Genomic DNA, 19,893 nt, shown 5'->3' with positions numbered 1-19,893 from the left:
TAAACAGCACGGTAAAGACCCCGGTACACCCCCGCCTCAGCAGGTGGGACGGGGTGCACCGGGGCCGGTGATACGCGGTGCGGGCGGGACGGGAGTTACGGGGCCGGGAGGTCCGCCAGCCGGGCCACGGCATCGCGGTGGGCGCCCGCCGGACCGCAGGCGATCGAGTCCGCCTTGGCGCGCTTGAGGTACAGATGCGCCGGGTGCTCCCAGGTCATGCCGATGCCGCCGTGCAACTGGACGCACGCCTCGGCGGCGTGGACCGCGACGCCGGAGCAGTACGCCTGGGCCACCGCGACGGCCAGCGGGGCGTCCGGGCTGCCGGTGGCGAGGGCGTCGGCGGCGTTGCGGGCGGCGGCGCGGGCCGAGACGACCTCCAGCCAGAGCTGGGCCATCCGGTGCTTGAGCGCCTGGAAGGAGCCGACGGGCCGGTTGAACTGGTGGCGCTCGCGGGTGTATCGGACGGTCTCGGTCAGGCACCACTCCGCGATCCCGAGCTGTTCCGAGGCGAGCAGTCCGGCTCCGGCGAGCAGCCCGCGCCGTACGGCGGCGGTGCTCGCCTCCGGGGCAGCCAGCCGGGTGCCCGTCGTACCGGGCACGGTGAGGGCGGCGAGCGGGCGGGTCAGGTCGAGCGGGACCAGCGGCTCGACGCGCACACCGGGGGCGGTCGCCTCGACCGCGTACAGGCCCTCGGCGGTCGGGACCAGCAGGACGTCGGCGGCGGCCGCGTCCGCGACGCCCCGGACCGTGCCGCCGGGGCCGGCGGTGGCGCTGCCCGCGCCGGAGGGCGGGGTGGCGAAGGGGACGGCGAGCACCGCCGTGCGGCTCCCGGAGGCGAGCTCGCCCAGGAGCGCGGCCGCCCCCCGGTCCGCCCCGGCCAGCGCGAGCAGGGTCTCGGTGGCCATCACGGAGCTGGTCAGGTACGGGGCCGGGACCACGGCGCGGCCCAGCTCCTCCAGGACCACGGCGGCCTCACGGTGGGAGGCGCCCTGGCCGCCGAGCCGCTCGGGGACCAGGAGCCCGGCGGCGCCGATGCCGGAGGCGAGCTCGTCCCAGAGCCGCCGGTCGTACGGCGTGCCGGACTCGGCCGCCGCGATCACCGTCGGCGCGTCGGCCCGGTCGGCCAGCAGGGCTCGCACGGCGGCGCGCAGGTCCTCCTCGTCCTGGGAGTAGAGCAGATCGGGGGTGGCGGGCTGGGCGGGGGCGGTCATCGGCTCAGGTCCTTCCAGGCGACGTCCTTGTCGTTGCGGGGTTCGGCGGGCAGTCCGAGGACGCGTTCGGCCACGATGTTCAGCAGGACCTCGCTGGTGCCGCCCTCGATGGAGTTGCCCTTGGAGCGGAGATAGCGGTATCCGGCGTCCCGGCCGGTGAAGTCGACCAGCTCCGGGCGGACCATGGTCCAGTCGCCGTACAACAGGCCTTCGTCGCCGAGCAGTTCCACCTCCAGGCCGCTGATCTCCTGGTTGAGGCGGGCGAAGGTGAGCTTCACGCCCGAGCCCTCGGGGCCGGGCTGTCCGGCGACCAGCTGCTGGCGCAGCCGCTCCCCGGTGAGCCGGGCGACCTCGGCCTCCACCCAGAGGGTGAGCAGGCGTTGGTGGGTGTCGTGGGTGCGCAGGGCGGGGCGCTCCCGCCAGGTGGCGGAGACCGGGCCGATCATGCCGCCCTCGCGCGGGATGCGGAAGCCGCCGATGGAGACGCGCTCGTTCATCAACGTGGTCTGGGCGACCTTCCAGCCGTCGCCGACCGGGCCGAGCCGGTGGCTGTCGGGGATGCGGACGCCGGAGAGGAAGACCTCGTTGAACTCGGCCTCGCCGGTGATCTGGCGCAGTGGCCGGACCTCGACGCCGGGGTCGGTCATGTCGCACAGGAAGTAGCTGATGCCCCGGTGCTTGGGCAGGGCGGGGTCGGTGCGGGCGATGAGGATCGCCCACCGGGCGAGGTGGGCGCTGGAGGTCCACACCTTCTGGCCGTCGACGATCCAGTCGTCGCCGTCGCGGACCGCGCGGGTGGCGAGGGCGGCGAGGTCGGACCCGGCGCCGGGCTCGCTGAAGAGCTGGCACCAGATCTCCTCACCGATCCACAGGGGGCGCAGGAAGCGCCGCTTCTGCTCCTCGGTGCCGAAGCGGAGGATGGTGGGCGCGGCCATGCCGAGACCGATGCCGATCCGTCGCGGGTCGTTGTCCGGGGCGTCGGCGGCGGCCAGTTCGGCGTCGACGACCTGCTGGAGGGAGCGGGGGGCGTCGAGCCCGCCGAGCCCCACCGGGTAGTGGACCCAGGCGAGCCCCGCGTCGAACCGGGCTGTGAGGAAGTCGGTGCGCCCGGTGGTGGCGGGCGGGTGCGCGGCGAGCAGGTCGCGGGTGCGGCGGCGGACCTCGGCGGCGTCAGGGGCGGGGCTCATCGGGCGTCTCCCGGCAGGACGACGATGCGGCCGGTGCTGGTGCCCTCCGCGACGCGCTGGACGGCGTCGGCGGCCCCGCTCATCGCGACACGCTCGCTGATCAGGGGTTTCACGATGCCCTGGGCGGCCAGAGCGGTCAGCTCGTCGTGGCAGGCGCGGACGGCGTCCGGGTCCTTGGTGTTGTAGAGGCCCCAGTGCAGTCCGACGACGGAGTAGTTCTTCACCAGGGCGTGGTTGAGGGCCGGGGTCGGAATGACGCCGCTGGCGAATCCGACGACGAGCAGCCGCCCCTCGAAGGCGATGCACTTGGCGGACTTGGCGTACGCGTCGCCGCCGACCGGGTCGTAGACGACATCCGCGCCCCGCCCGCCGGTGGCGTCCTTCACGGCGGCCACGATGTCCTCGCTCCGCCGGTCGATCACCAGGTCGCAGCCCAGTTCGCGGGCGACGGCCGCCTTCTCGGGGCCGCCGACGACGCCGATGACCCTGGCGCCCGCCGCCCTGCCGAGCTGGACGGCGGCGCTGCCGACCCCACCGGCGGCCGCGTGGACGAGCAGGGTCTCGCCGGAGCGGAGGTGCGCCCGGCGGTGCAGGCCGAACCAGCCGGTCTGGTAGCCGATGTGCAGGGCGGCCGCCTCGGCGTCGTCCAGCGTGTCGGGGGCGGGCAGCAGGGCGGCCTCGTCGGCGACGACGTACTCGGCGAAGCCGCCGTGGGGCAGGGCGGGGGTGGCGAGGACCCGCCGGCCGTCCTCGGTGGTGCCGCACACCTCGACGCCCGGGGTGAACGGCAGCGGCGGCCGCACCTGGTACTGCCCGCGGCAGAGCAGGGCGTCGGGGAAGTTGACGTTCGCCGCGCGGACCCGGACGAGCACCTGCCCGTCGCCGGGCGTGGGCCGGTCCGTCTCCTCCAGGCGCATCACCTCGCCCGGCTCGCCGTTCCGGTGCACTCGCCATGCCTGCATGAGGGGCCTCCACAACACTGTCGGCTCAACCGCTGCCGCTGTCGGCATTACCACTGCACGGCGCATACTAAGCGGTCGCTTGCCTCCCTGGGAACACCCCGGGGCGGCCCCCGGAACGGGCCGCCTCAGCCTCGCTTCGGCTTGGCCCGCACATGCATGCGCTCGCCCTGGGGGCCGAACAGGCTGAGGAACTCCACCGGACCGTCCTCCGCGGGCCCGAACCAGTGCGGCAGCCGGGTGTCGAACTCGGCGGCCTCCCCCGGCCCCAGCACCAGATCGTGCTCGGCCAGCAGCAGCCGGAGCTTCCCCGAGAGCACGAACAGCCACTCGTAGCCCTCGTGCGTACGCTGCTCCGGGGCGTCGCCCCCGGGCTCCTGGATCATCTTGTACGCCTGGAGTCCGCCCGGCCGCGCGGTCAGCGGCAGCATCGTCCGCCCGTGCTGGACGATCGGCTTGGCCCGCACCCGGGGGTCGCCCACCGCGGGGGCGCCGACCAGGTCGTCCAGCGGGACCTCGTGCGCGCGGGCGATCGGGAGCAGCAGCTCCAGACTGGGGCGGCGGCCACCGGACTCCAGGCGGGAGAGCGTGGAGACGGAGATTCCGGTGGCGGCCGAGAGCGCGGAGAGGGTGACGCCCCGGTCCTTGCGCAGTCGGCGCAGCCGGGGACCGACCCCGGAGAGCACCGCGTCGAGTGCCGGAGCGTCCCGGTCGAGTTCCTTCATGCCCCCACGTTCCTTCATGCCCCTATTGCAGAATCGGCAAGGAGGTTTGTCAACAAGAGGAGGGCGGGCCCCGGTGTACGGGGGCCGAGGAGCCTTCTCGTACGGTCGGGGCGCATGGCCCGTGGGCCCGGGACGCGGTGTGCGTGACCGCGGTCCGGCGCCGGGCCGCCGTGTAGAGTCCCTGCCCTCCCGCGCCGCCCGGTGAAGATAAGGAACCCCTCGTGACCAGCCCCGCATCTCTCTCCCCCGCCCAGGCCGCAGCCCGCCTGGAGGAGTTCACCGTCATCGACGTGCGGGCTCCCGGCGAATACGTCTCGGGCCATGTGCCCGGTGCCCTGAACATCCCGCTCGACAAGCTCCCCGACGCGCTGCCCGCGCTGAAGTCGGCCTCGGCGCGCGGTTCGCTGCTGGTGGTGTGCGCCTCCGGGGTCCGTTCCACGCGGGCCTGCGAGATCCTCGCGGGCGCCGACATCGAGGCGGTGACGCTGACCGGCGGCACCTCGGCCTGGCAGGGCGACGGGCGCGGCCTGGACCGCCCGGAGGGGGCGCGCTCCACCTGGCCGATGGAGCGCCAGGTGCGGCTCGCGGCGGGTTCGCTGGTGGTGGCCGGTCTCGTGGCCGGCCTGCGCCACCCGGCGGCCCGCTGGCTGTCGGCCGGTGTCGGCGGGGGCCTGGTGTACTCGGCGGTCAGCAACACCTGCGGGATGGCCGCGGTCCTCTCCAAGCTCCCCTACAACCGCGCCCCGCGCTCCACCACCGACCTCACGGCCACGCTGGACGCGCTCCAGCGCTGACCCCGGGAGCGCGTGCGGGACCGCTCCGGACGGCCAGCGGCCCGAGCCCCTGCCGCGGTCCCCTCAGATCTCGTCCCGCACCAGGGCCAGCAGCCGGTCCAGGACCCGGGGGCCGCCCGCCCGGACTCCGTCGTGCTCGTACTCGTCGGTCACCCAGGTGCGCAGCCCCCGGATCGCCCGCGCCGTGCGCAGCGAGTGCGCCGTGTCCACGTACATGTCGTCGTGGTAGACGGCGGCCGCGACGGGGACCTCGTTGGCGGCGAGCCGTTCGGGGTCGTAGAGGACGGGCCAGTCCGTGCGCGCGGCGAGGAGTCCGGCGGTCTCGCCCAGCGGGCGCAGCGCCGGGTCGACGTCGAAGTGCCAGGGGTGGATCGTCTCGCCGGTGAACAGGAGCGGCCCGTCGCCCTGGAGCGCGGCAGCCGCGTCGAACTGCGGGAACTCGGCCCGTACGCGTTCGGCGGACCAGTCCGTGGGGCGTTCGCCCTGTCCGTAGATGGCCTCGTGCAGCAGGGCGTAGAGCGGGTGTCCGGCGAAGGAGGTCGCGGTGCGCATCGCCTCCTGGAAGGCGTCGGACAGCTCCGTGCCGTGCGGGGTGCGGACGAAGGCGTTCTCCAGCAGGTAGTGGAGCTGGTGGCTGCCGCTGCCGGTGCCCAGCATGATGCCGAGCGACTGGAAGCCCTCGGGGGTCAGCCGGTGCCCGGCGCCCTCGGGCCGGTGCTCGGCCAGGTACGCGGCGATGGCGCGGGCCCGCCCGATGTCCTGCGGGTAGCGGGCGTAGTGGGCGGCGACCTTGCGTTCGATCCGCGGGTACGCGGCGCGGTAGACGTCGTCCGCGTGGGCGTCCAGCGAGGGCAGTCCGCCGGTGATGAGGACCGCCGCCAGGCCCTCGGGGGCGGCGGAGAGGTAGCGCACCGCGCAGAAGCCTCCGAAGGACTGCCCCAGGACCGTCCAGGGGGCGCCGCCGGTGACCTGGGGCCGGATCAGCTCGCAGTCCCGGACGATGGAGTCGGAGCGGAAGTGCGCGAGGTGGGCGGCCTGTTCGCGCGGGCCGCCGCGCAGCGGGAGGGTCTGCCGGTTGACGGGGGTGGACCGGCCGGTGCCTCGCTGGTCGAGCAGGAGCACCCGGAACTCGCGCAGAGCGCGGCCGAGCCAGGCCTCCGCGCCGACGAACCTGCGCGCCCCGAAGCCGGGGCCGCCCTCCAGGTAGAGCAGCCAGGGCAGCTCGTCACCGGCCCGGGAGGCCGCCACCGCCTCCCGGCCGTAGATCTCGATCCGCTCGCCGCCCGGATCGCTGTGGTCGAGGGGCACGGTGAAGTGCCGGTCGGTGAGGACGACACCGGGCTGCCGGTAACTGCTCACGAGAACTCCTGAATCCGGGGTGCGGGCCGGTCCGGGCGAAAGTATCCGGGCGGAAGCCCCAGTTCAGCACATGGCCGGGACCGCGGGGCGGGGAGGGCGGCGCCGCGCGGCACGGGGTGCGCGCGTCCGGAGTCCGCCGCGCCCGGACAGTCCCGGCCCGTGTGCGCCGCGGGCGCGGCGGCCCTAGCGTGGCGACATGATCCGGTTCGAGCAGGTCGGCAAGGTCCACCCGGACGGGACGGCGGCGGCTAAGGCGGCCGTGGCGGACGCATAAGCGTCCCGGGCCGGCCCCCACACCTCGTCCGCGTTTGCACATATCCCGCGTACGCAATTATTGTGTACGCCTGTAAACGTCGCACGCCATTGAAGGCGGCGTGCACCGTTCCACCGGAAGGCCCCCACATGTCCACCGTCCCCACCGTCACCCTCAACAACGGCGTGAGCATCCCCCAGCTCGGCTTCGGCGTCTTCCAGGTGCCCGACGACGAGACGACCGCCGCGGTCACCGGCGCCCTGGAGGCCGGCTACCGCTCCATCGACACCGCCGCGGCCTACGGCAACGAGGCCGGTGTGGGCCGGGCACTGGCGGAGTCCGGGATCCCCCGCGAGGAGCTGTTCGTCACCACCAAGCTCTGGAACACCGACCAGGGGTACGACGCGACGCTCGCGGCGTTCGACGCGAGCCTGGCCGCGCTGGGCCTCGACCACGTGGACCTGTACCTGATCCACTGGCCGGTGCCCGCCCACGACCTGTACCCCGAGACCTGGCGCGCCCTGGAGAGGCTGGCCGCCGAGGGCCGCGTCCGCGCGGCCGGGGTCTCCAACTTCCAACCCGCCCATCTGCGCCGCCTGCTGGAGACCGGCACGCTCGTCCCCGCGGTCAACCAGGTCGAGCTGCACCCGGGGCTCCAGCAGACCGGGCTGCGCGCCTTCCACGCCGAGCACGGCATCGCCACCGAGGCGTGGAGCCCGCTCGCCCAGGGCGCCCTGCTCACGGAGGACGCGCTGGTCTCCATCGCCGAGCGGCACGGGAAGACCCCGGCCCAGGCGGTGCTGCGCTGGCACCTTCAGCTGGGCAACATCGTGATCCCCAAGTCGGTCACGCCCGAGCGGATCCGGCAGAACATCGACGTGTTCGACTTCGAGCTGTCCGCCGAGGAGATGGACGCCGTCGCCGCGCTGGACCGGGGCATGCGCACCGGCCCGGACCCCGACACCTTCAACTGAGCGGACGCAGGTCAGGGGCGTTTGTTCGGGGCCCCGGTGCGCCGTCGCGCATGGCCACGCGGCAACGGTCCGGTAAGCGGCAGGAGAACGACCTGGGCCGGGCGAGCAACCCCGCACGCCCGGCTGTCGTCTTGACCGGCGACAGAACGGTTCGCCGCCGGAGTTCGGGCGGCGCCCACCCCCACATGCTCCGGGCCTGGACGACCGACCGACTATACTCGCCATGTATACATGGAGTGGATAGTTGGTCCGGCGCGGGTCCGGCGCCGCGCGGAAGGCACCCATGCAGACCAAGGCACTGGCGCCCGAATACCAGGGAGCGCTGACCAAGATGTCGGTGAACGCCTCCCTCACCGACGTACTGGCCGAGGGCCTACGCCATCTCAGGCAGGCCGAGCGGTCCGGATCGCAGGAAGAAGTGGCGCGCTCCTCTCTCGCCGTGGCCGAGGCCCACCGCAGGCTGGGGCAGGTGGCGGAGGCGGACCGGGCCTGGAAGGCGAGTTACCGGGCCGCGCGGGCGGCCGGGAACACCGGGGCGATGGCCTGGGCACTGTGGAGCGGCGGCACGCTGGCCCGGCAACGCGGGGCGCTGCGGCTGGCGTTCCGGCTGCTGGGACTCGCCGCGGAGCTGGGCGAGCGGGGCGGCGACCCGGTCGCCCGGGGCTACTCGCTGGCGGGGCTCGCCGAGACCGGCCGGATCCAGGGCGACTACGCGACGGTCGCGACGCTGCACGAACAGCTGCTGGCCGAGGCACGCGCCCGGGGCGAGGCGCGGCACACGGTGTGGGCCCTGGAGGGCATCGCGCAGATCCACCGCAACACCGGCGGCCTGGACTCCGCGCTGGAGATGTTCGAGGAGGCGGCCGCGCTGGCGGGCGAGGCGGACGACCGGCGGGGCCGGGCCTGGGCGCTGCGCGGCATCGCCGACATCGTCTCCCTGCGGGACGGCGCGACCGGACGCGCCTTGGGCCTGCTCGCCGAGGCCGAGGTCACCTGCCGCGAGATGAACCTGTCCAGCGCCCTGGCGTACAACCACAAGATGCGGGCCAACGTGCTCTTCCGCGCGGGGCGTTACGAGGAGGCGCGCTCGGTCTACGAGCAGGCGCTCGGCGAGTTCCGGGCGATGGACGAGCCCCGGGGCGAGGCCCTGGCCTCGCTCGGCCTCGTCAAGGCACGGGCCAGGCTGGGCCGGGACCGCGCCGCCACGGCGGCCGACCTGGACGGCCTGCGGGACCGGCTGGACCGGATCGGCCTGCTCAACGCCCGCGAGATGGTGGAGAAGGCGTACGCCGAACTGGGCGTGGAGGCGGCGCGGGCGGGCGAGGGGGACGACCGCCGATGACACGGTCCACGACCCGCCGGACCGGCCCCGCCGGGATACTCGACCGGTGCCGCGAGCTGGTCCGGCCGGCGCTGGTGGAGTCGGTCGGCGGGCTGCATCCCTGGCACGCGGAGACGGCCGCCTTCTCGCTGGGCTGGGCCGGGGCGGGCGGTGAGCCGCTGCCCGGCTCGCAGGGCAAGGGGGTGCGCCAAGCGCTCGCGGTGCTCGGCGCGGAGGCCGTCGGCGGCGACGGGAGCCGGGCCGTGCCCGGGGCGGTGGCCGTCGAACTGGTCCACACCTTCTCGCTGATCCACGACGACATCATGGACGGCGACGAGATCCGCCGCCGTCGCCCCACGGTGTGGAAGGCGTACGGGACCGGGCCGGCGGTCCTCGCGGGGGACGCCCTGTTCGCGCTGGCCGTGTCGACCCTGGCGGAGGTTCCCGGCCCCGCCGGTGCGGCCGCGGTGCGCCGACTGTCGCTCGCGCTGCGCGATCTGGTGCACGGCCAGGCGCAGGACCTGCTGTTCGAGTCCCGCCCGTGGACCGGTCCCGATGCCGTGCGGCCGGACGAGTACCGGGCGATGGCCCAGCACAAGACGGGGTCGCTGCTCGGCTGCGCGGCGGCGGTGGGCGCGGTACTGGCGGGCGCTCCGGCGAGCACCGTCGAGGCGCTGGACCGGGCGGGCCGCCATCTGGGGGTGGCGTTCCAGGCGGTGGACGACCTGCTCGGGATCTGGGGCGACCCGCGGATCACGGGCAAGCCGGTGTACAGCGATCTGCGGCGGCTCAAGAAGACCTACCCGGTGCTGGCCGCCCTGGCCGCCGACCATCCGGCGGCCCGGCGGCTCACGGCCCTGCTCACCGCGCCCGGCCCCCTCGACGAGGCGGCGGCCCGCCGGGCGGCCGGGCTGATCGAGGCCGCCGGTGGGCGCCGGGCCACCACCGACGAGGCGCACGGGCACCTGGCCGCCGCCCGTGACTGCCTGGACCGGGTGGGGATCGCCGAAGGCGCCCGGGAGGACCTGCGGACCCTGATCCCGTATCTCGTCGACCGCAGCGGCTGAACCCCGGGGGCGGACGCCGGACAGAAGAGCGCCCGTCGCCCGCCCTCGCCGGAAACGCCCGGCGGACGAGGGCCGTTCGCATACCCGCCGCGCTCCCCCGTCGCGGTGCGTCCGTTTCTCGGCGGAGCGGCCGGACGGCGGGACGAGCCGCACACCCCGGGCCGGGAGCCACGCCTTCCGGTCCGGGGCCGTCGCGTTCATGGACACGAGAACGGCCTAACCGGGAAAAGTACGTGGTGCTGCCATCCGGTGCGGCGAACAGCCGCGCACGGCACGCCGCGAAAAGGCCCGGAGGCCGCCCGCGAACCGGTCGGCGAAGGCCCGGGAATTCGGTACGGAAGCCCTCCGAGGCCCCTTTCGCCCGCTGACGTTCCCGCTCACGCCGCCTCGCGCGATTCCGCCGCGTGACCACCCGGACGGCCCTGTCGGGCACGTACTCCCCATGTGGTCGTATGAGCGAGTCACACGCACCATTTCGCCACATCTCTGCCAAAGTGCACTTCGGCTTTACTCACCGGATTGAACGAAGAGAGCCGTGCGTGCTGCAGATGTGTCGTACTGAAGAAAGACAATTGACGGTCCTTCATTTGGTTCAGCCCGTCGACGGTGGAGTGGCCCGGGTCGTCACCGACCTCGTCCGGGCCCAGGCGGGATCGGGGCTGCGTCCCGTGGTGGCGTGTCCGCCGGACAGTCCGCTCGCCGCCGGTGCGGTGGCCGCCGGGGCGGAGGTGCACGCCTGGGCGGCCACCCGGGCCCCCGGGCCCCGGCTGGCCGGGGAGGTCGCGGCCGCGCGCCGGATCGTCCGCGCCAGCCGCCCGCACGTGGTGCACGCCCACAGCGCCAAGGCCGGTCTCGCGGGCCGGATGGCCGTGCGCGGACGGGTCCCCACGGTGTTCCAGCCGCACGCCTGGTCGTTCGAGGCGGTCGGCGGGCGCACCGCCGAACTCGCCCTCGGCTGGGAGCGGTTCGGGGCGCGCTGGGCCGATCACATCCTCTGTGTCAGCGAGTCCGAACGCCGCACCGGACAGCGGGCCGGGATCTGTGCCCGCTGGTCGGTCATCCACAACGGCATCGACCTCGACCGGTTCCGTCCCGGAGGCCACGCCGACCGCGCGGCGGCCCGCGCCTCGCTGCCCCTGCTGGAAGGCGTCGACGCGGACGCGCCGCTGGCCGTCTGCGTCGGCAGGCTCACCCGGCAGAAGGGGCAGGACGTCCTCCTGCGGGCCTGGCGGGACGTGCGGGTGCCCGGGGCCCGGCTGGTGCTGGTGGGTGAAGGACCCGACCGGGAGGCGCTGGAGGCGTCGGCCCCGCCCGGTGTGCTGTTCACCGGAGCCAGCGAGGACGTACGGCCGTGGCTCCACGCGGCGGACGTCCTGGTGCTTCCCTCCCGCTGGGAGGGCATGGCGCTGGCCCCGCTGGAGGCCATGGCCTGCGGCCGGGCCGTCGTGATGACGGATGTGGACGGCGCGCGGGAGAGCCTGCCGCCGGGCGACGAGGAGCACTGTCTCGTACCGCCCGAGGACCCCGCGGCGCTCACCGCGGCGCTGACCTCCCTGCTCACCGACCCGGAGCTGCGCGAGGCGGTGTCCCGCCGGGCCCTGCGCCACACCCGGGCGGCCTTCGACGTACGACGCACCGCGGGGGCGGTCGCCGGTCTCTACCAGGAACTTGTCGGCATGTCCGGCCCCACGACGAGGAAGCGCACCGAGCGATGACGATGGAGAGTGCACCGGTCCCCGGCACGGCACAGGCCACAGCCGTGCAGACGCACACGGTTCATCCGCCCCGAAGAAGCGACGGACGCCCCGGGGTGCGGCCCGGGGTGCGCCGGGCCCGGCGCTGCGGGCGGGTCGCGCAGTTGGTGTGCGTCGACGCGCTGGCCCCTGTCGTGACGTTCGCGCTGGTCGTCCCGGCGTCGTGGCCCTGGGCGGTGGTGGCCGTCCAGGCCCTGGCGCAGGTGCTGTTCTTCGCCCGTCGCGGGCTGTACCGGATGCGGCTGTCCCCCTCGGCGCTGTCCGACCTGCCCGCGCTCCTCGGTCTCGCCCTGCTCCAGTGGTACGTGACGATGGAGGTGCTGGACGTCTGGGCCCCGCAGCACGCCATCGGCTGGACGGTGCTCGTGTACGGGGCCGGGGCGCAGACCGCGCTCACCTGTGCCGGGCGCGCCGCGGTGCACCGGGCCCGGCGGCGGGCGGCCGTCCGGCGGCCCAGCTCCGCCCTGGTGGCGGGTCAGGGACCGGCGGCCCGTCAGGTGACGTCGGCGCTGTTCAAGCACCCGGAGTACGGGATGCGCCCGGTCGGGCTGGTCGGTCCGGACGAGGACCCGGCGGCCGGCTCCGGCGCCCTTCCGCTGCCGGTCCTGGGGACACCCCAGGACGTGGGGCGGGCGGTGGTGCAGAACAGCGTGCGTGACGTGGTGTTCACCGCCCCGCCCGAGTCCGTCCCGGACGGCGCGGCCCTCCTGGCCGTGCTGGCCGAGCACGGCTGCCGGCTGTGGTTGGTCACCGCCCCCGGGGCGGCGGCCGTGCCGCCGCGCGGCGCGGCCGACCGCGCCGACCACCTCTGGGGCTTCGACGCCCGGCTCCTGGACGACGGCACGCGCCGTCCGTTCGGTCACGGGGTGAAGCGGGCGACGGACGCGGTGCTGGCGGCCACCGGCCTGCTGCTGGCGGCCCCCGTACTGGCGGTCTGCGCGCTGGCGGTGCGGCTCTCCGACGGGCCGGGCGTCCTCTTCCGCCAGGAGCGCGTCGGCCGCCACGGCCGCCCGTTCGTCCTGCTGAAGTTCCGTACGCTGCGCGCCGACGCCCAGGAGTCGGCGACCCGGTGGAACGTCGCGTCCGACGGACGGATGAGCCGGGTGGGGCGGACGCTGCGCCGTACCTCGCTCGACGAACTGCCGCAGCTGTGGAACGTGTTGCGCGGCGACATGAGCATGGTCGGGCCGCGGCCCGAACGCCCCTTCTTCGTCGCCCAGTTCAGCCGTACCCACCCCGGCTACCAGGCGCGCCACCGGATGCCGGTGGGCATCACGGGTCTGGCCCAGGTGAACGGTCTGCGCGGGGACACCTCGATCGAGGAGCGGGCCCGCTTCGACAACCGGTACATCGAGACCTGGTCGCTGTGGCAGGACGCGTGCGTGCTGGCCAGGACGGCGGGCTCCGTGTTCCGTCTCGGAGGCAGCTGACCATGGCCGCCACCCTGACCCCGCCCGCCCCCGCCCCGGTGGCCGGACCGCGCCCCGTGCCCCGTCGGTCGACGGGCGGGTGGCGGAGCCGGTGGCCGCTGCTGCCGCTGATCGCGACGGTCCTGCTGCCCGCCCTGCCGCACAGCCTGACCGGTGGGGGCGGAGCGGCCGTGGGCCCGGCCGACGTCGCCTCCGGCATCGCGGTACTGGTGTGCGTGGCGCGCCTGCTGTATCTGCGCCGGCAGCCGCTCAGCGCCACCGCCGCGCTCGTCCTGGGGCTGCCCGCCGTCGGCTTCGCGGTGGCCGCGGTCACGGCCGCCGACCCCGCGGCGGCGCTGCCGGGCCTGGTCCGCTACCTCCAGGTGTTCGTGCTCGTTCCGGTCGCCGTGTTCCTGTTGCTCAGGGACGCGGCCGGGTTCCGGATCGTGGCCGGGTCGCTGGTGGTCCTGGCGGTCATTCAGGGCGTCACCGGTGTCCATCAGTACGTCACCGGGACCGGCGCCTCGTATATGGGCGAGGAGATCCGAGCGGTCGGGACCTTCGGTCCCAGCGACATCATGGGCATGGCGACGGTCGTCGCCTACGGACTGCTCGTCGCGGCGGCCTGCGCCCTGGGTGCCCGGGGCCGGACCCCCGCCCGGCTGCGGCCGGTCGCCGCCGTCCTCGCCGTCGCGCTGATCGTGCCCCTGGCGCTCTCGTTCAGCCGGGGCGTGTGGATCGCCACGGCCGTCGCGGGCCTGGTGGCCCTGGCGCTGGCCGGGCGGCGGCAGGCCCTGACGTCGCTGGCGGTGCTGGGGGCCGCCGCGGTGGTGCTGGTCGGCGGGTTCGGCGTCGGCTCGCAGATGATCGCGGACCGGGCCGCGAGCGTGACCCAGGTGACCCGGGCCCCCGACCAGTCGGTCAGCGACCGGTACGCCATGTGGAGCGCGGCCGGGTCGATGTGGCGCGAGCACCCCGCCACCGGGGTCGGCCTCAAGGGTTTCCCCGCCCACCGCGACGCCCACGCCTCGATCGGTCTCTCCTCCGGCAGTGACACCGCCGGGGCGGGACAGGCATTCCGCAGGCAGGCCCTGCTGTCGCCGCACAACATGTATCTGCTGGTCCTCGGCGAACAGGGGCTCATCGGGCTGACCGCGATCCTCGGCAGCTGGGCGGCGATCCTGGCCGGGGCCGTGCGCAGGCTGGTGTCGGCCCGCTCGCGGGGCGGGGCGGCGGTGGACTGCGGGCTGGCGGCGGTCGCCCTGATGACCTGGAGCTGCGTCAACTTCCTCTACGCGGACATCGGCGGCCCCACCACGGTGCTCAGCGGTGTGGTGCTGGGCCTCGCCGCCTGGTGGGCCCTGTCGGAGCCGGACCGCGCGGAGCGGGCGGTCACCGCATGAGCGAGCGCGGTACGGGCACCGAGGCGGAGCCGAGGGAGGTGCGGGCGCCGGCCCCGCCGCTGCTCCCGGCGCCCGGTTCTGGCCCCGAGGGTCCCGCCGCCCCGGGGACCGCGGCGGAGCCGGGGGGCGGCGAGGAGTCCCGCCTCGGTTCGTTCCTCGCCCGGGCGGCGGCGGCCACGGCGGTGCTCACGGTGCTGGGGGCGGTCCTCGGCCTGGTCCGGGACCAGGCCATCGCCCGGTACTTCGGCGCGAGCGACGCCAGCGACGCGTTCCTGATCGCGTGGACCGTCCCCGAGATGGCGGCGACGCTGCTGATCGAGGACGGGATGGCGCTGCTGCTCGTCCCCGCCTTCAGTTTGGCCCTCACCCGGCGGGACGCGGAGGGAGGCACGAAGGGCTCCGGCTCCGACCCCGTGCGGGAGCTGGTGGGGGCGACGCTCCCCCGCGTGTTCGTGCTGCTCTCCTGCGGCGCCGCGCTGCTCATCGCCGGAGCGCCCTGGGTGGTGGGCGTCCTGGCCCCGGGGCTGGCCGACCCGCGGCTCGCGGTGGACTGCACCCGGCTGACCGCCGTCACCGTGCTCACCTTCGGGATCACCGGCTACTTCAGCGCCGCGCTGCGCGCGCACCGCAGCTTCCTGCCGCCCGCCGGGGTGTACGCCGCGTACAACGTCGGGATCATCGCCATGACGCTGGCCCTGCACGCGGTGTGGGGGGTGCGGGCGGCCGCGGCGGGCGTCGCGGTGGGCAGCGCGCTGATGATCCTCACCCAGCTCCCGATGTTCCTGAAGCTGGTGTCGCTCCCCCGCCCCCGGGTGCCGCGGTTCGGGCGGGCCCGGCGGAAGGCGGCGCGCACCACTCCCCTGCTGGGCTTCGCGGTGCTCATGCCCGTGGTGCTGTTCGTGGTGAGCCGTCAGTCGCAGGTGCTGGTCGAGCGGTTCCTGGCCTCCACCCTGCCCGCCGGGGCCATCTCGCATCTGAACTACGCGCAGAAGGTCGCGCAGATGCCGATGGTGCTGTCGCTCATGATCTGCACGGTGACCTTCCCGGTGGTCGCGCAGGCCATGGCCGCCGGGGAGCGGGAGAAGGCGCGGCGGCGGGTGGAGCGGGACCTCGCCCTGGCCGGGATGGTGGTGCTGCTCGGCACGGCCGTGGTGCTCGGCTACGCCCCCCAGATCATCGAAGTCCTCTTCCAGCGCGGCGCGTTCGACGTCTCCGACACCGACACCACCGCCCAGGTGATGCGGGTGTACGCGCTGGGGCTGCTGGGGCACTGCCTGGTCGGCGCGCTGAGCCGGCCGTTCTTCGCCTCCGGGCGGCCCACCTGGTTCCCGGCGTTCGCCATGGGCACCGGGCTGCTGGTCACGATGGGCGCGGGCTACGCCCTGACGTACCGCTTCGGCGTCGACGGCATCGCGACGGCCAACGCTTTCGGGATCAGCACGACGGCGCTGCTCCTGCTGATGGGGCTCGGCACCCGGGTGGTGCCCATCAGGACCCGGGACGTCGCGCTGTCGCTCGGCCGCCTGGGCGGGGCCGCGCTGGTGGCGGGCGCGGTGGGCTGGGCGGCCGCGCCGCTCGTGCCCGACCCGGTGCTGAGTCTGGCCGCCGGGTGCCTCCTCGTCCCGGCCGTGTTCTTCCTGACCGGGCTCGCCCTGCGCTCGCCCGACGTCGCTTCCCTGCTGGCACTCATCCGACGGAGGTTTCCTCATGGCCGCTGACCGCTCGGCACGTCGCGCCGACGCCCCCTCGTCCCCGCACCGCCCGCACACCCGCCGTCAGCCGTGGATTCTCACGTACCACTCGGTGACCGACCCGGGCGACGACCCGTACGGCATCACCGTCTCCCCCCGCCGCCTGGACGAGCAGCTGTCCTGGCTGCGCAGCAGACGGCTCACCGGGGTGGGGGTCGGTGAGCTGCTGCGGGCGGAGGCGGCGGGGCGGCGCGGCCTGGTGGGGCTGACCTTCGACGACGGGTACGCCGACTTCCTCCACGAGGCGCTGCCGGTGCTGCGCCGGCACGGGTGCCGGGCCACGGTGTTCGTGCTGCCGGGACGGCCGGGCGGCGTCAACGAGTGGGACCCGCTGGGCCCGCGCAAGCCGCTGCTGACCCACGAGCAGATCCGGCGGATCGCCGAGGCGGGCATGGAGGTCGGCTCGCACGGGCTGTACCACCAGGACCTGACGACGCTCCCGGACGAGGAGCTGCGCCGCGAGACGCGCGAGAGCCGGGAGCTGATCGGCGACCTCACCGGCACGGCCCCGGAGGGCTTCTGCTACCCGTACGGCATCCTCGACCCCCGGGTCACCGAGGCCGCCCGCTCGGCCGGTTACGGCTACGGGTGCGCGCTGGCCCCGGGCCCACTGCTCAGCCGGTTCGCGCTGCCCCGCACCCACATCAGCCAGGCGGACCGGGGGGTGCGGCTGTGGGCCAAGGACCTGCGGCACGGGCTGCGGCACGGGGCGGTCCCCGGCGCGGGCTCCCGGGCGGCCGCCCCCGCGCGCAGCGGCGGCGCGCGGTGAGGGCGCTGCACGTCATCACCGGGCTCGGGGTCGGCGGCGCCGAGCAGCAGTTGCGGCTGCTGCTGCGTCATCTGCCCGTGGAGTGCGACGTCGTGACGCTCACCAACCCGGGCGCGGTGGCGGACGGACTGCGGTCCGACGGCGTGCGGGTGACCCATCTGGGCATGGGCGGCAACCGGGATCTGCGGGCGGTCGGGCGGCTGGCCCGGCTGATCCGGGACGGCCGCTACGACCTGGTGCACACGCATCTGTACCGGGCCTGCGTGTACGGCCGGATCGCGGCCCGCCTCGCCGGGACCCGGGCGACGGTGGCGACCGAACACTCCCTGGGGCGCGCCGAGATCGAGGGCCGCCCGCTCACCCGCCCCGTCCGCTCCCTCTACCTGGCCACCGAACGCCTCGGGGCGGCCACCGTCGCCGTGTCCTCGACCGTGGCCGGGCGGCTGCGGGACTGGGGCGTGCCCGCCGACCGGATCCGGCTGGTCCCCAACGGGATCGACGCGGACCGGTTCCGCTTCGATAAGCGGCGGCGGGCGGCGGTGCGGGCGGCGCTGGAGATCCCGGCGGACGCCTTCGTGGTCGGCGGGGTCGGGCGCCTGGTGCCCGGGAAGCGTTTCGACGTACTGGTCCGCGCGGTCGCCGCGCTCCCCGGGGCGCGGCTGCTGCTGGCCGGGGACGGCCCGGAGGCCGGTGCGCTGCGGGCGCTGACGGTGCGGCTCGGGGTGACGGACCGGGTGCGGTTCCTCGGCGAGTGCGACGAGGCGGACGGCGGACCGGTGCCCGGGGTCCCGGCGCTGCTGAGCGCGCTCGACGTGTTCGTCTCCACCTCCCGCGAGGAGTCCTTCGGACTGGCCGCCGTGGAGGCGCTGGCCGCCGGTCTTCCGGTGCTGCACGACGCCTGCCCGGCCATCGACGACCTGCCCGCCGCCCACGCCCCGGGGGCCACCCGGATCGCCGGGAGCCCCGAGGAGCTGACGGCCCGGCTGCGGCAGCGGATAAACCTGCGCCCCGACCGGCGGCCGCCCCGGGCCGTCGGCCATTACGCCATCAAGCGCAGCAGCGAGCGCCTGATGGATGTCTACGCGTACGCCCTCGACACCGCCCCACCGAACCGGAGAGCCTTTTCATGACCGACTCAACCGAGCAGCAGCGCCACGCCGTCGTCCGTCGGCTGCGCACCGCACTCACCCGGCTGCCCCAGTGGTGGCCGCTGCCTGTCTGCGCCATCATCGGCACCGCGTCCGGGCTCTCGTACGGCGTGCTCGCCTCCCCCCAGTACGAGGCCACCAGTTACGCGATGGCGGTCGCCGAGGACGAGACCGACCCGACGGCGGCCCTGGGCTACGCGCAGTCGTACGGGCGCCTCGTCACCAGCGACGCGACCCTTTCGTACGCGCAGGGGGCGGCCGGTGAGCCGATGCGTGAACTGCGCTCCCAGGTCCGCTCGGAGACCTCTCCCGACTCGCCGATGATCGCGGTGACCGGGACCTCCGAGGACCGGCACAAGGCGGCCGACATCGCCAACGCGGTGATCGAGGCGGTCATCGTGAGCAGCGGTCATGTCTCCAAGGACACCGGGGTGAAGCTGATCAAGTTCACCCACGCGATGACGCCGGAGCAGCCGGTGTCGCCGTCCGTGCCGCTGGGCATGGCGGTGGGGGCCGCCGCCGGTGGTCTGCTGGGCGGTCTGGTCCTGCTGGTGCGGCCGCGCCGGGCGGGCTGGAGCGTGTCGGCGCAGGTGCCCGCGCCCGCCGGGGAGAGCGTGGCGCAGGAGGAGCGGGAGCTGGTCCGATGAGCGCCCTCCGCACCGGCCACATCTCGGTGACCCTGTGCCGGGACTTCGGGGAGTTCGGCGCGCTCGCCGGGGAGTGGGGCGCCCTGCACCGGCGCTGCGCCACCGCGACGCCCTTCCAGAGCCACGCCTGGCTGCACTCGTGGTGGCTGTCCTACGGCCAGGAGGGCCGCCTGCGGGTGCTGCTGGTCCGCCGGTCGGGACGGCTGATCGGGGCGGCCCCGCTGATGCTGGTGCACCGGCCGATGCCGCTGCTGGTCCCGATGGGCGGGGCCATCTCCGACTTCTTCGACATCCTGCTGGACGAGGAGGAGGCGGGGTACGCGGTCGGGGCGCTCCAGCGGGGTCTGGAGCGGGCGGCCCGGCACACCGTGGTCGACCTGCGGGAGGTCCGGCCGGACGCGTCGGCCCAGCTGCTCTTCGGGCGGTGGCCGGGGGCCCGGAGCCGGCTGACGGACTCGACGTGCATGGAGCTGCGGGCCGAGCCGCTGAGTGATCTGGTGGCGCGGCTGACCGGCTCGCGGGGCCAGCGGCTGCGGTCCAAGCTGCGCAAGGTCGACGCCCTGGGCGTCCAGGCGCTCCCGGTCGCGCGGGAGCGGGTGCCCGAGGCGATCGGCACCTTGCTGCGGCTGCACGAGCGCCAGTGGGAGGGCCGGGGCGTCAATCCGGAGCATCTGCGGGCGCGGTTCTCGGACCACCTGGTGCGGTCCGTGGGACGGATGGTCGCGGACGGCACGGCGGCGATGACCGAGTTCCGGCTGGACGGCGCGGTGGTGGCCGCCAACCTCTCGCTCCAGTCCGGCCGTCTGGCGGGCGGCTACCTGTACGGCGCGGACCCGGCGCTGCGTGAGCGGAAGGTCGATGTGTCGACGATGCTGCTGCGGGAGGTGGCCCAGCAGGCGTCCGACACCGGCCGCGAGGTGCTGAGCCTGCTGCGCGGCGCGGAGAGCTACAAGAACCACTGGCAGCCGGTCCCCGTCGTCAACCAGCGGCTGCTGCTGGCCCGCCCCGGTCTGGAGCCGCTGCTGCGGCTGCGGGAGTCCCAGGTGGCGGTACGGGAACGGGCGGTGGAGACGGTGAAGGCCCGGTTCCCGGCGGCACGGGACTGGCACGAACGGCTCACCGCGCTGCCGCTGGTCGGGCGCTGAGCCGGGTGGCCGGACCG

General features: G+C 74.9%; 17 protein-coding genes. 12 read left to right on the top strand and 5 right to left on the bottom strand.

Features of this window, described 5'->3' with window-relative positions; translation table 11 throughout:
• Positions 1-95 precede the first annotated feature (95 nt).
• From ACIRRU_RS20365 to ACIRRU_RS20350, 4 genes are all read right to left on the bottom strand, one after another.
• The gene (locus ACIRRU_RS20365) at positions 96-1,211 is read right to left on the bottom strand and encodes an acyl-CoA dehydrogenase family protein (protein WP_403682386.1); all 1,116 of its coding nucleotides are present in this window, start codon (positions 1,209-1,211) and stop codon (positions 96-98) included.
• Entirely contained in the window at positions 1,208-2,398 is a 1,191-nt protein-coding gene (locus tag ACIRRU_RS20360) for an acyl-CoA dehydrogenase family protein (protein WP_403682384.1), read from the bottom strand. Before ACIRRU_RS20360 ends, ACIRRU_RS20365 begins: the two co-directional genes overlap by 4 nt.
• Positions 2,395-3,360 carry an NADPH:quinone oxidoreductase family protein gene (locus ACIRRU_RS20355; protein WP_403682382.1) on the bottom strand — a complete coding sequence of 322 codons (966 nt, stop codon included), beginning with the start codon at positions 3,358-3,360 and terminating at the stop codon, positions 2,395-2,397. Before ACIRRU_RS20355 ends, ACIRRU_RS20360 begins: the two co-directional genes overlap by 4 nt.
• Before the next feature lie 125 nt (positions 3,361-3,485).
• Positions 3,486-4,082 (bottom strand): helix-turn-helix domain-containing protein, encoded by a 597-nt coding sequence (locus ACIRRU_RS20350; protein ID WP_403682379.1) that lies wholly within the window; start codon positions 4,080-4,082, stop codon positions 3,486-3,488.
• Between the two features lie 221 nt (positions 4,083-4,303).
• Between ACIRRU_RS20350 and ACIRRU_RS20345 the strand changes: the two genes are divergently transcribed.
• Positions 4,304-4,876 (top strand): rhodanese-like domain-containing protein, encoded by a 573-nt coding sequence (locus tag ACIRRU_RS20345; RefSeq protein ID WP_403682377.1) that lies wholly within the window; start codon positions 4,304-4,306, stop codon positions 4,874-4,876.
• Between the two features lie 63 nt (positions 4,877-4,939).
• On the opposite strand, the gene ACIRRU_RS20340 is transcribed toward ACIRRU_RS20345, so the two are convergent.
• The gene (locus ACIRRU_RS20340) at positions 4,940-6,235 is read right to left on the bottom strand and encodes an alpha/beta fold hydrolase (RefSeq protein ID WP_403682374.1); all 1,296 of its coding nucleotides are present in this window, start codon (positions 6,233-6,235) and stop codon (positions 4,940-4,942) included.
• 402 nt (positions 6,236-6,637) lie between these two features.
• Between ACIRRU_RS20340 and ACIRRU_RS20335 the strand changes: the two genes are divergently transcribed.
• The 11 genes from ACIRRU_RS20335 (at position 6,638) to ACIRRU_RS20285 (ending at position 19,876) form a co-directional block, all read left to right on the top strand.
• The gene (locus ACIRRU_RS20335; RefSeq protein ID WP_403682371.1) at positions 6,638-7,462 is read left to right on the top strand and encodes an aldo/keto reductase; all 825 of its coding nucleotides are present in this window, start codon (positions 6,638-6,640) and stop codon (positions 7,460-7,462) included.
• 283 nt (positions 7,463-7,745) lie between these two features.
• Positions 7,746-8,804 carry a hypothetical protein gene (locus ACIRRU_RS20330; protein ID WP_403682367.1) on the top strand — a complete coding sequence of 353 codons (1,059 nt, stop codon included), beginning with the start codon at positions 7,746-7,748 and terminating at the stop codon, positions 8,802-8,804.
• Positions 8,801-9,850, top strand: coding sequence for a polyprenyl synthetase family protein (locus tag ACIRRU_RS20325; protein WP_403682365.1), 1,050 nt, complete (start codon positions 8,801-8,803; stop codon positions 9,848-9,850). The genes ACIRRU_RS20330 and ACIRRU_RS20325 overlap by 4 nt, the downstream gene beginning before the upstream one ends.
• Positions 9,851-10,389: 539 nt before the next feature.
• Positions 10,390-11,565, top strand: a complete 1,176-nt coding sequence (locus ACIRRU_RS20320) for a glycosyltransferase family 4 protein (protein WP_403682362.1) — start codon at positions 10,390-10,392, stop codon at positions 11,563-11,565.
• Entirely contained in the window at positions 11,562-13,034 is a 1,473-nt protein-coding gene (locus ACIRRU_RS20315) for an exopolysaccharide biosynthesis polyprenyl glycosylphosphotransferase (protein WP_403682359.1), read from the top strand. Before ACIRRU_RS20320 ends, ACIRRU_RS20315 begins: the two co-directional genes overlap by 4 nt.
• Positions 13,035-13,036: 2 nt before the next feature.
• Positions 13,037-14,416: an O-antigen ligase family protein gene (locus tag ACIRRU_RS20310; protein ID WP_403682357.1), complete on the top strand. Its 1,380-nt coding sequence runs from the start codon at positions 13,037-13,039 to the stop codon at positions 14,414-14,416.
• Positions 14,413-16,134, top strand: a complete 1,722-nt coding sequence (murJ, locus tag ACIRRU_RS20305; RefSeq protein ID WP_403682354.1) for a murein biosynthesis integral membrane protein MurJ — start codon at positions 14,413-14,415, stop codon at positions 16,132-16,134. The genes ACIRRU_RS20310 and murJ overlap by 4 nt, the downstream gene beginning before the upstream one ends.
• Complete coding sequence (locus tag ACIRRU_RS20300) at positions 16,124-16,936, top strand: polysaccharide deacetylase family protein (RefSeq protein ID WP_403682352.1); 813 nt, start codon at positions 16,124-16,126, stop codon at positions 16,934-16,936. Before murJ ends, ACIRRU_RS20300 begins: the two co-directional genes overlap by 11 nt.
• Positions 16,933-18,066 (top strand): glycosyltransferase, encoded by a 1,134-nt coding sequence (locus tag ACIRRU_RS20295; RefSeq protein ID WP_403682351.1) that lies wholly within the window; start codon positions 16,933-16,935, stop codon positions 18,064-18,066. Before ACIRRU_RS20300 ends, ACIRRU_RS20295 begins: the two co-directional genes overlap by 4 nt.
• Entirely contained in the window at positions 18,063-18,731 is a 669-nt protein-coding gene (locus tag ACIRRU_RS20290; RefSeq protein WP_363203969.1) for a lipopolysaccharide biosynthesis protein, read from the top strand. Before ACIRRU_RS20295 ends, ACIRRU_RS20290 begins: the two co-directional genes overlap by 4 nt.
• Complete coding sequence (locus ACIRRU_RS20285) at positions 18,728-19,876, top strand: GNAT family N-acetyltransferase (protein ID WP_403682348.1); 1,149 nt, start codon at positions 18,728-18,730, stop codon at positions 19,874-19,876. The genes ACIRRU_RS20290 and ACIRRU_RS20285 overlap by 4 nt, the downstream gene beginning before the upstream one ends.
• The last annotated feature ends 17 nt before the right edge of the window (positions 19,877-19,893 follow it).

It is taken from the genome of Streptomyces sp. NPDC101181, assembly GCF_044767975.1.
In the GTDB taxonomy this organism is placed as follows: Bacteria; Actinomycetota; Actinomycetes; order Streptomycetales; family Streptomycetaceae; genus Streptomyces.
The sequence above is the reverse complement of the archived record's forward strand: the minus strand, read 5'-3'. Positions and strand labels throughout refer to the sequence as shown.

Coding starts and splice junctions, on each gene's coding strand:
- ACIRRU_RS20365 (WP_403682386.1), bottom strand. CDS start 1,211: ATGACCGCCCCCGCCCAGCCCGCCACCCCCGATCTGCTCTACTCCCAG.
- ACIRRU_RS20360 (WP_403682384.1), bottom strand. CDS start 2,398: ATGAGCCCCGCCCCTGACGCCGCCGAGGTCCGCCGCCGCACCCGCGAC.
- ACIRRU_RS20355 (WP_403682382.1), bottom strand. CDS start 3,360: ATGCAGGCATGGCGAGTGCACCGGAACGGCGAGCCGGGCGAGGTGATG.
- ACIRRU_RS20350 (WP_403682379.1), bottom strand. CDS start 4,082: ATGAAGGAACTCGACCGGGACGCTCCGGCACTCGACGCGGTGCTCTCC.
- ACIRRU_RS20335 (WP_403682371.1), top strand. CDS start 6,638: ATGTCCACCGTCCCCACCGTCACCCTCAACAACGGCGTGAGCATCCCC.
- ACIRRU_RS20330 (WP_403682367.1), top strand. CDS start 7,746: ATGCAGACCAAGGCACTGGCGCCCGAATACCAGGGAGCGCTGACCAAG.
- ACIRRU_RS20325 (WP_403682365.1), top strand. CDS start 8,801: ATGACACGGTCCACGACCCGCCGGACCGGCCCCGCCGGGATACTCGAC.
- ACIRRU_RS20315 (WP_403682359.1), top strand. CDS start 11,562: ATGACGATGGAGAGTGCACCGGTCCCCGGCACGGCACAGGCCACAGCC.
- ACIRRU_RS20310 (WP_403682357.1), top strand. CDS start 13,037: ATGGCCGCCACCCTGACCCCGCCCGCCCCCGCCCCGGTGGCCGGACCG.
- murJ (WP_403682354.1), top strand. CDS start 14,413: ATGAGCGAGCGCGGTACGGGCACCGAGGCGGAGCCGAGGGAGGTGCGG.
- ACIRRU_RS20300 (WP_403682352.1), top strand. CDS start 16,124: ATGGCCGCTGACCGCTCGGCACGTCGCGCCGACGCCCCCTCGTCCCCG.
- ACIRRU_RS20290 (WP_363203969.1), top strand. CDS start 18,063: ATGACCGACTCAACCGAGCAGCAGCGCCACGCCGTCGTCCGTCGGCTG.
- ACIRRU_RS20285 (WP_403682348.1), top strand. CDS start 18,728: ATGAGCGCCCTCCGCACCGGCCACATCTCGGTGACCCTGTGCCGGGAC.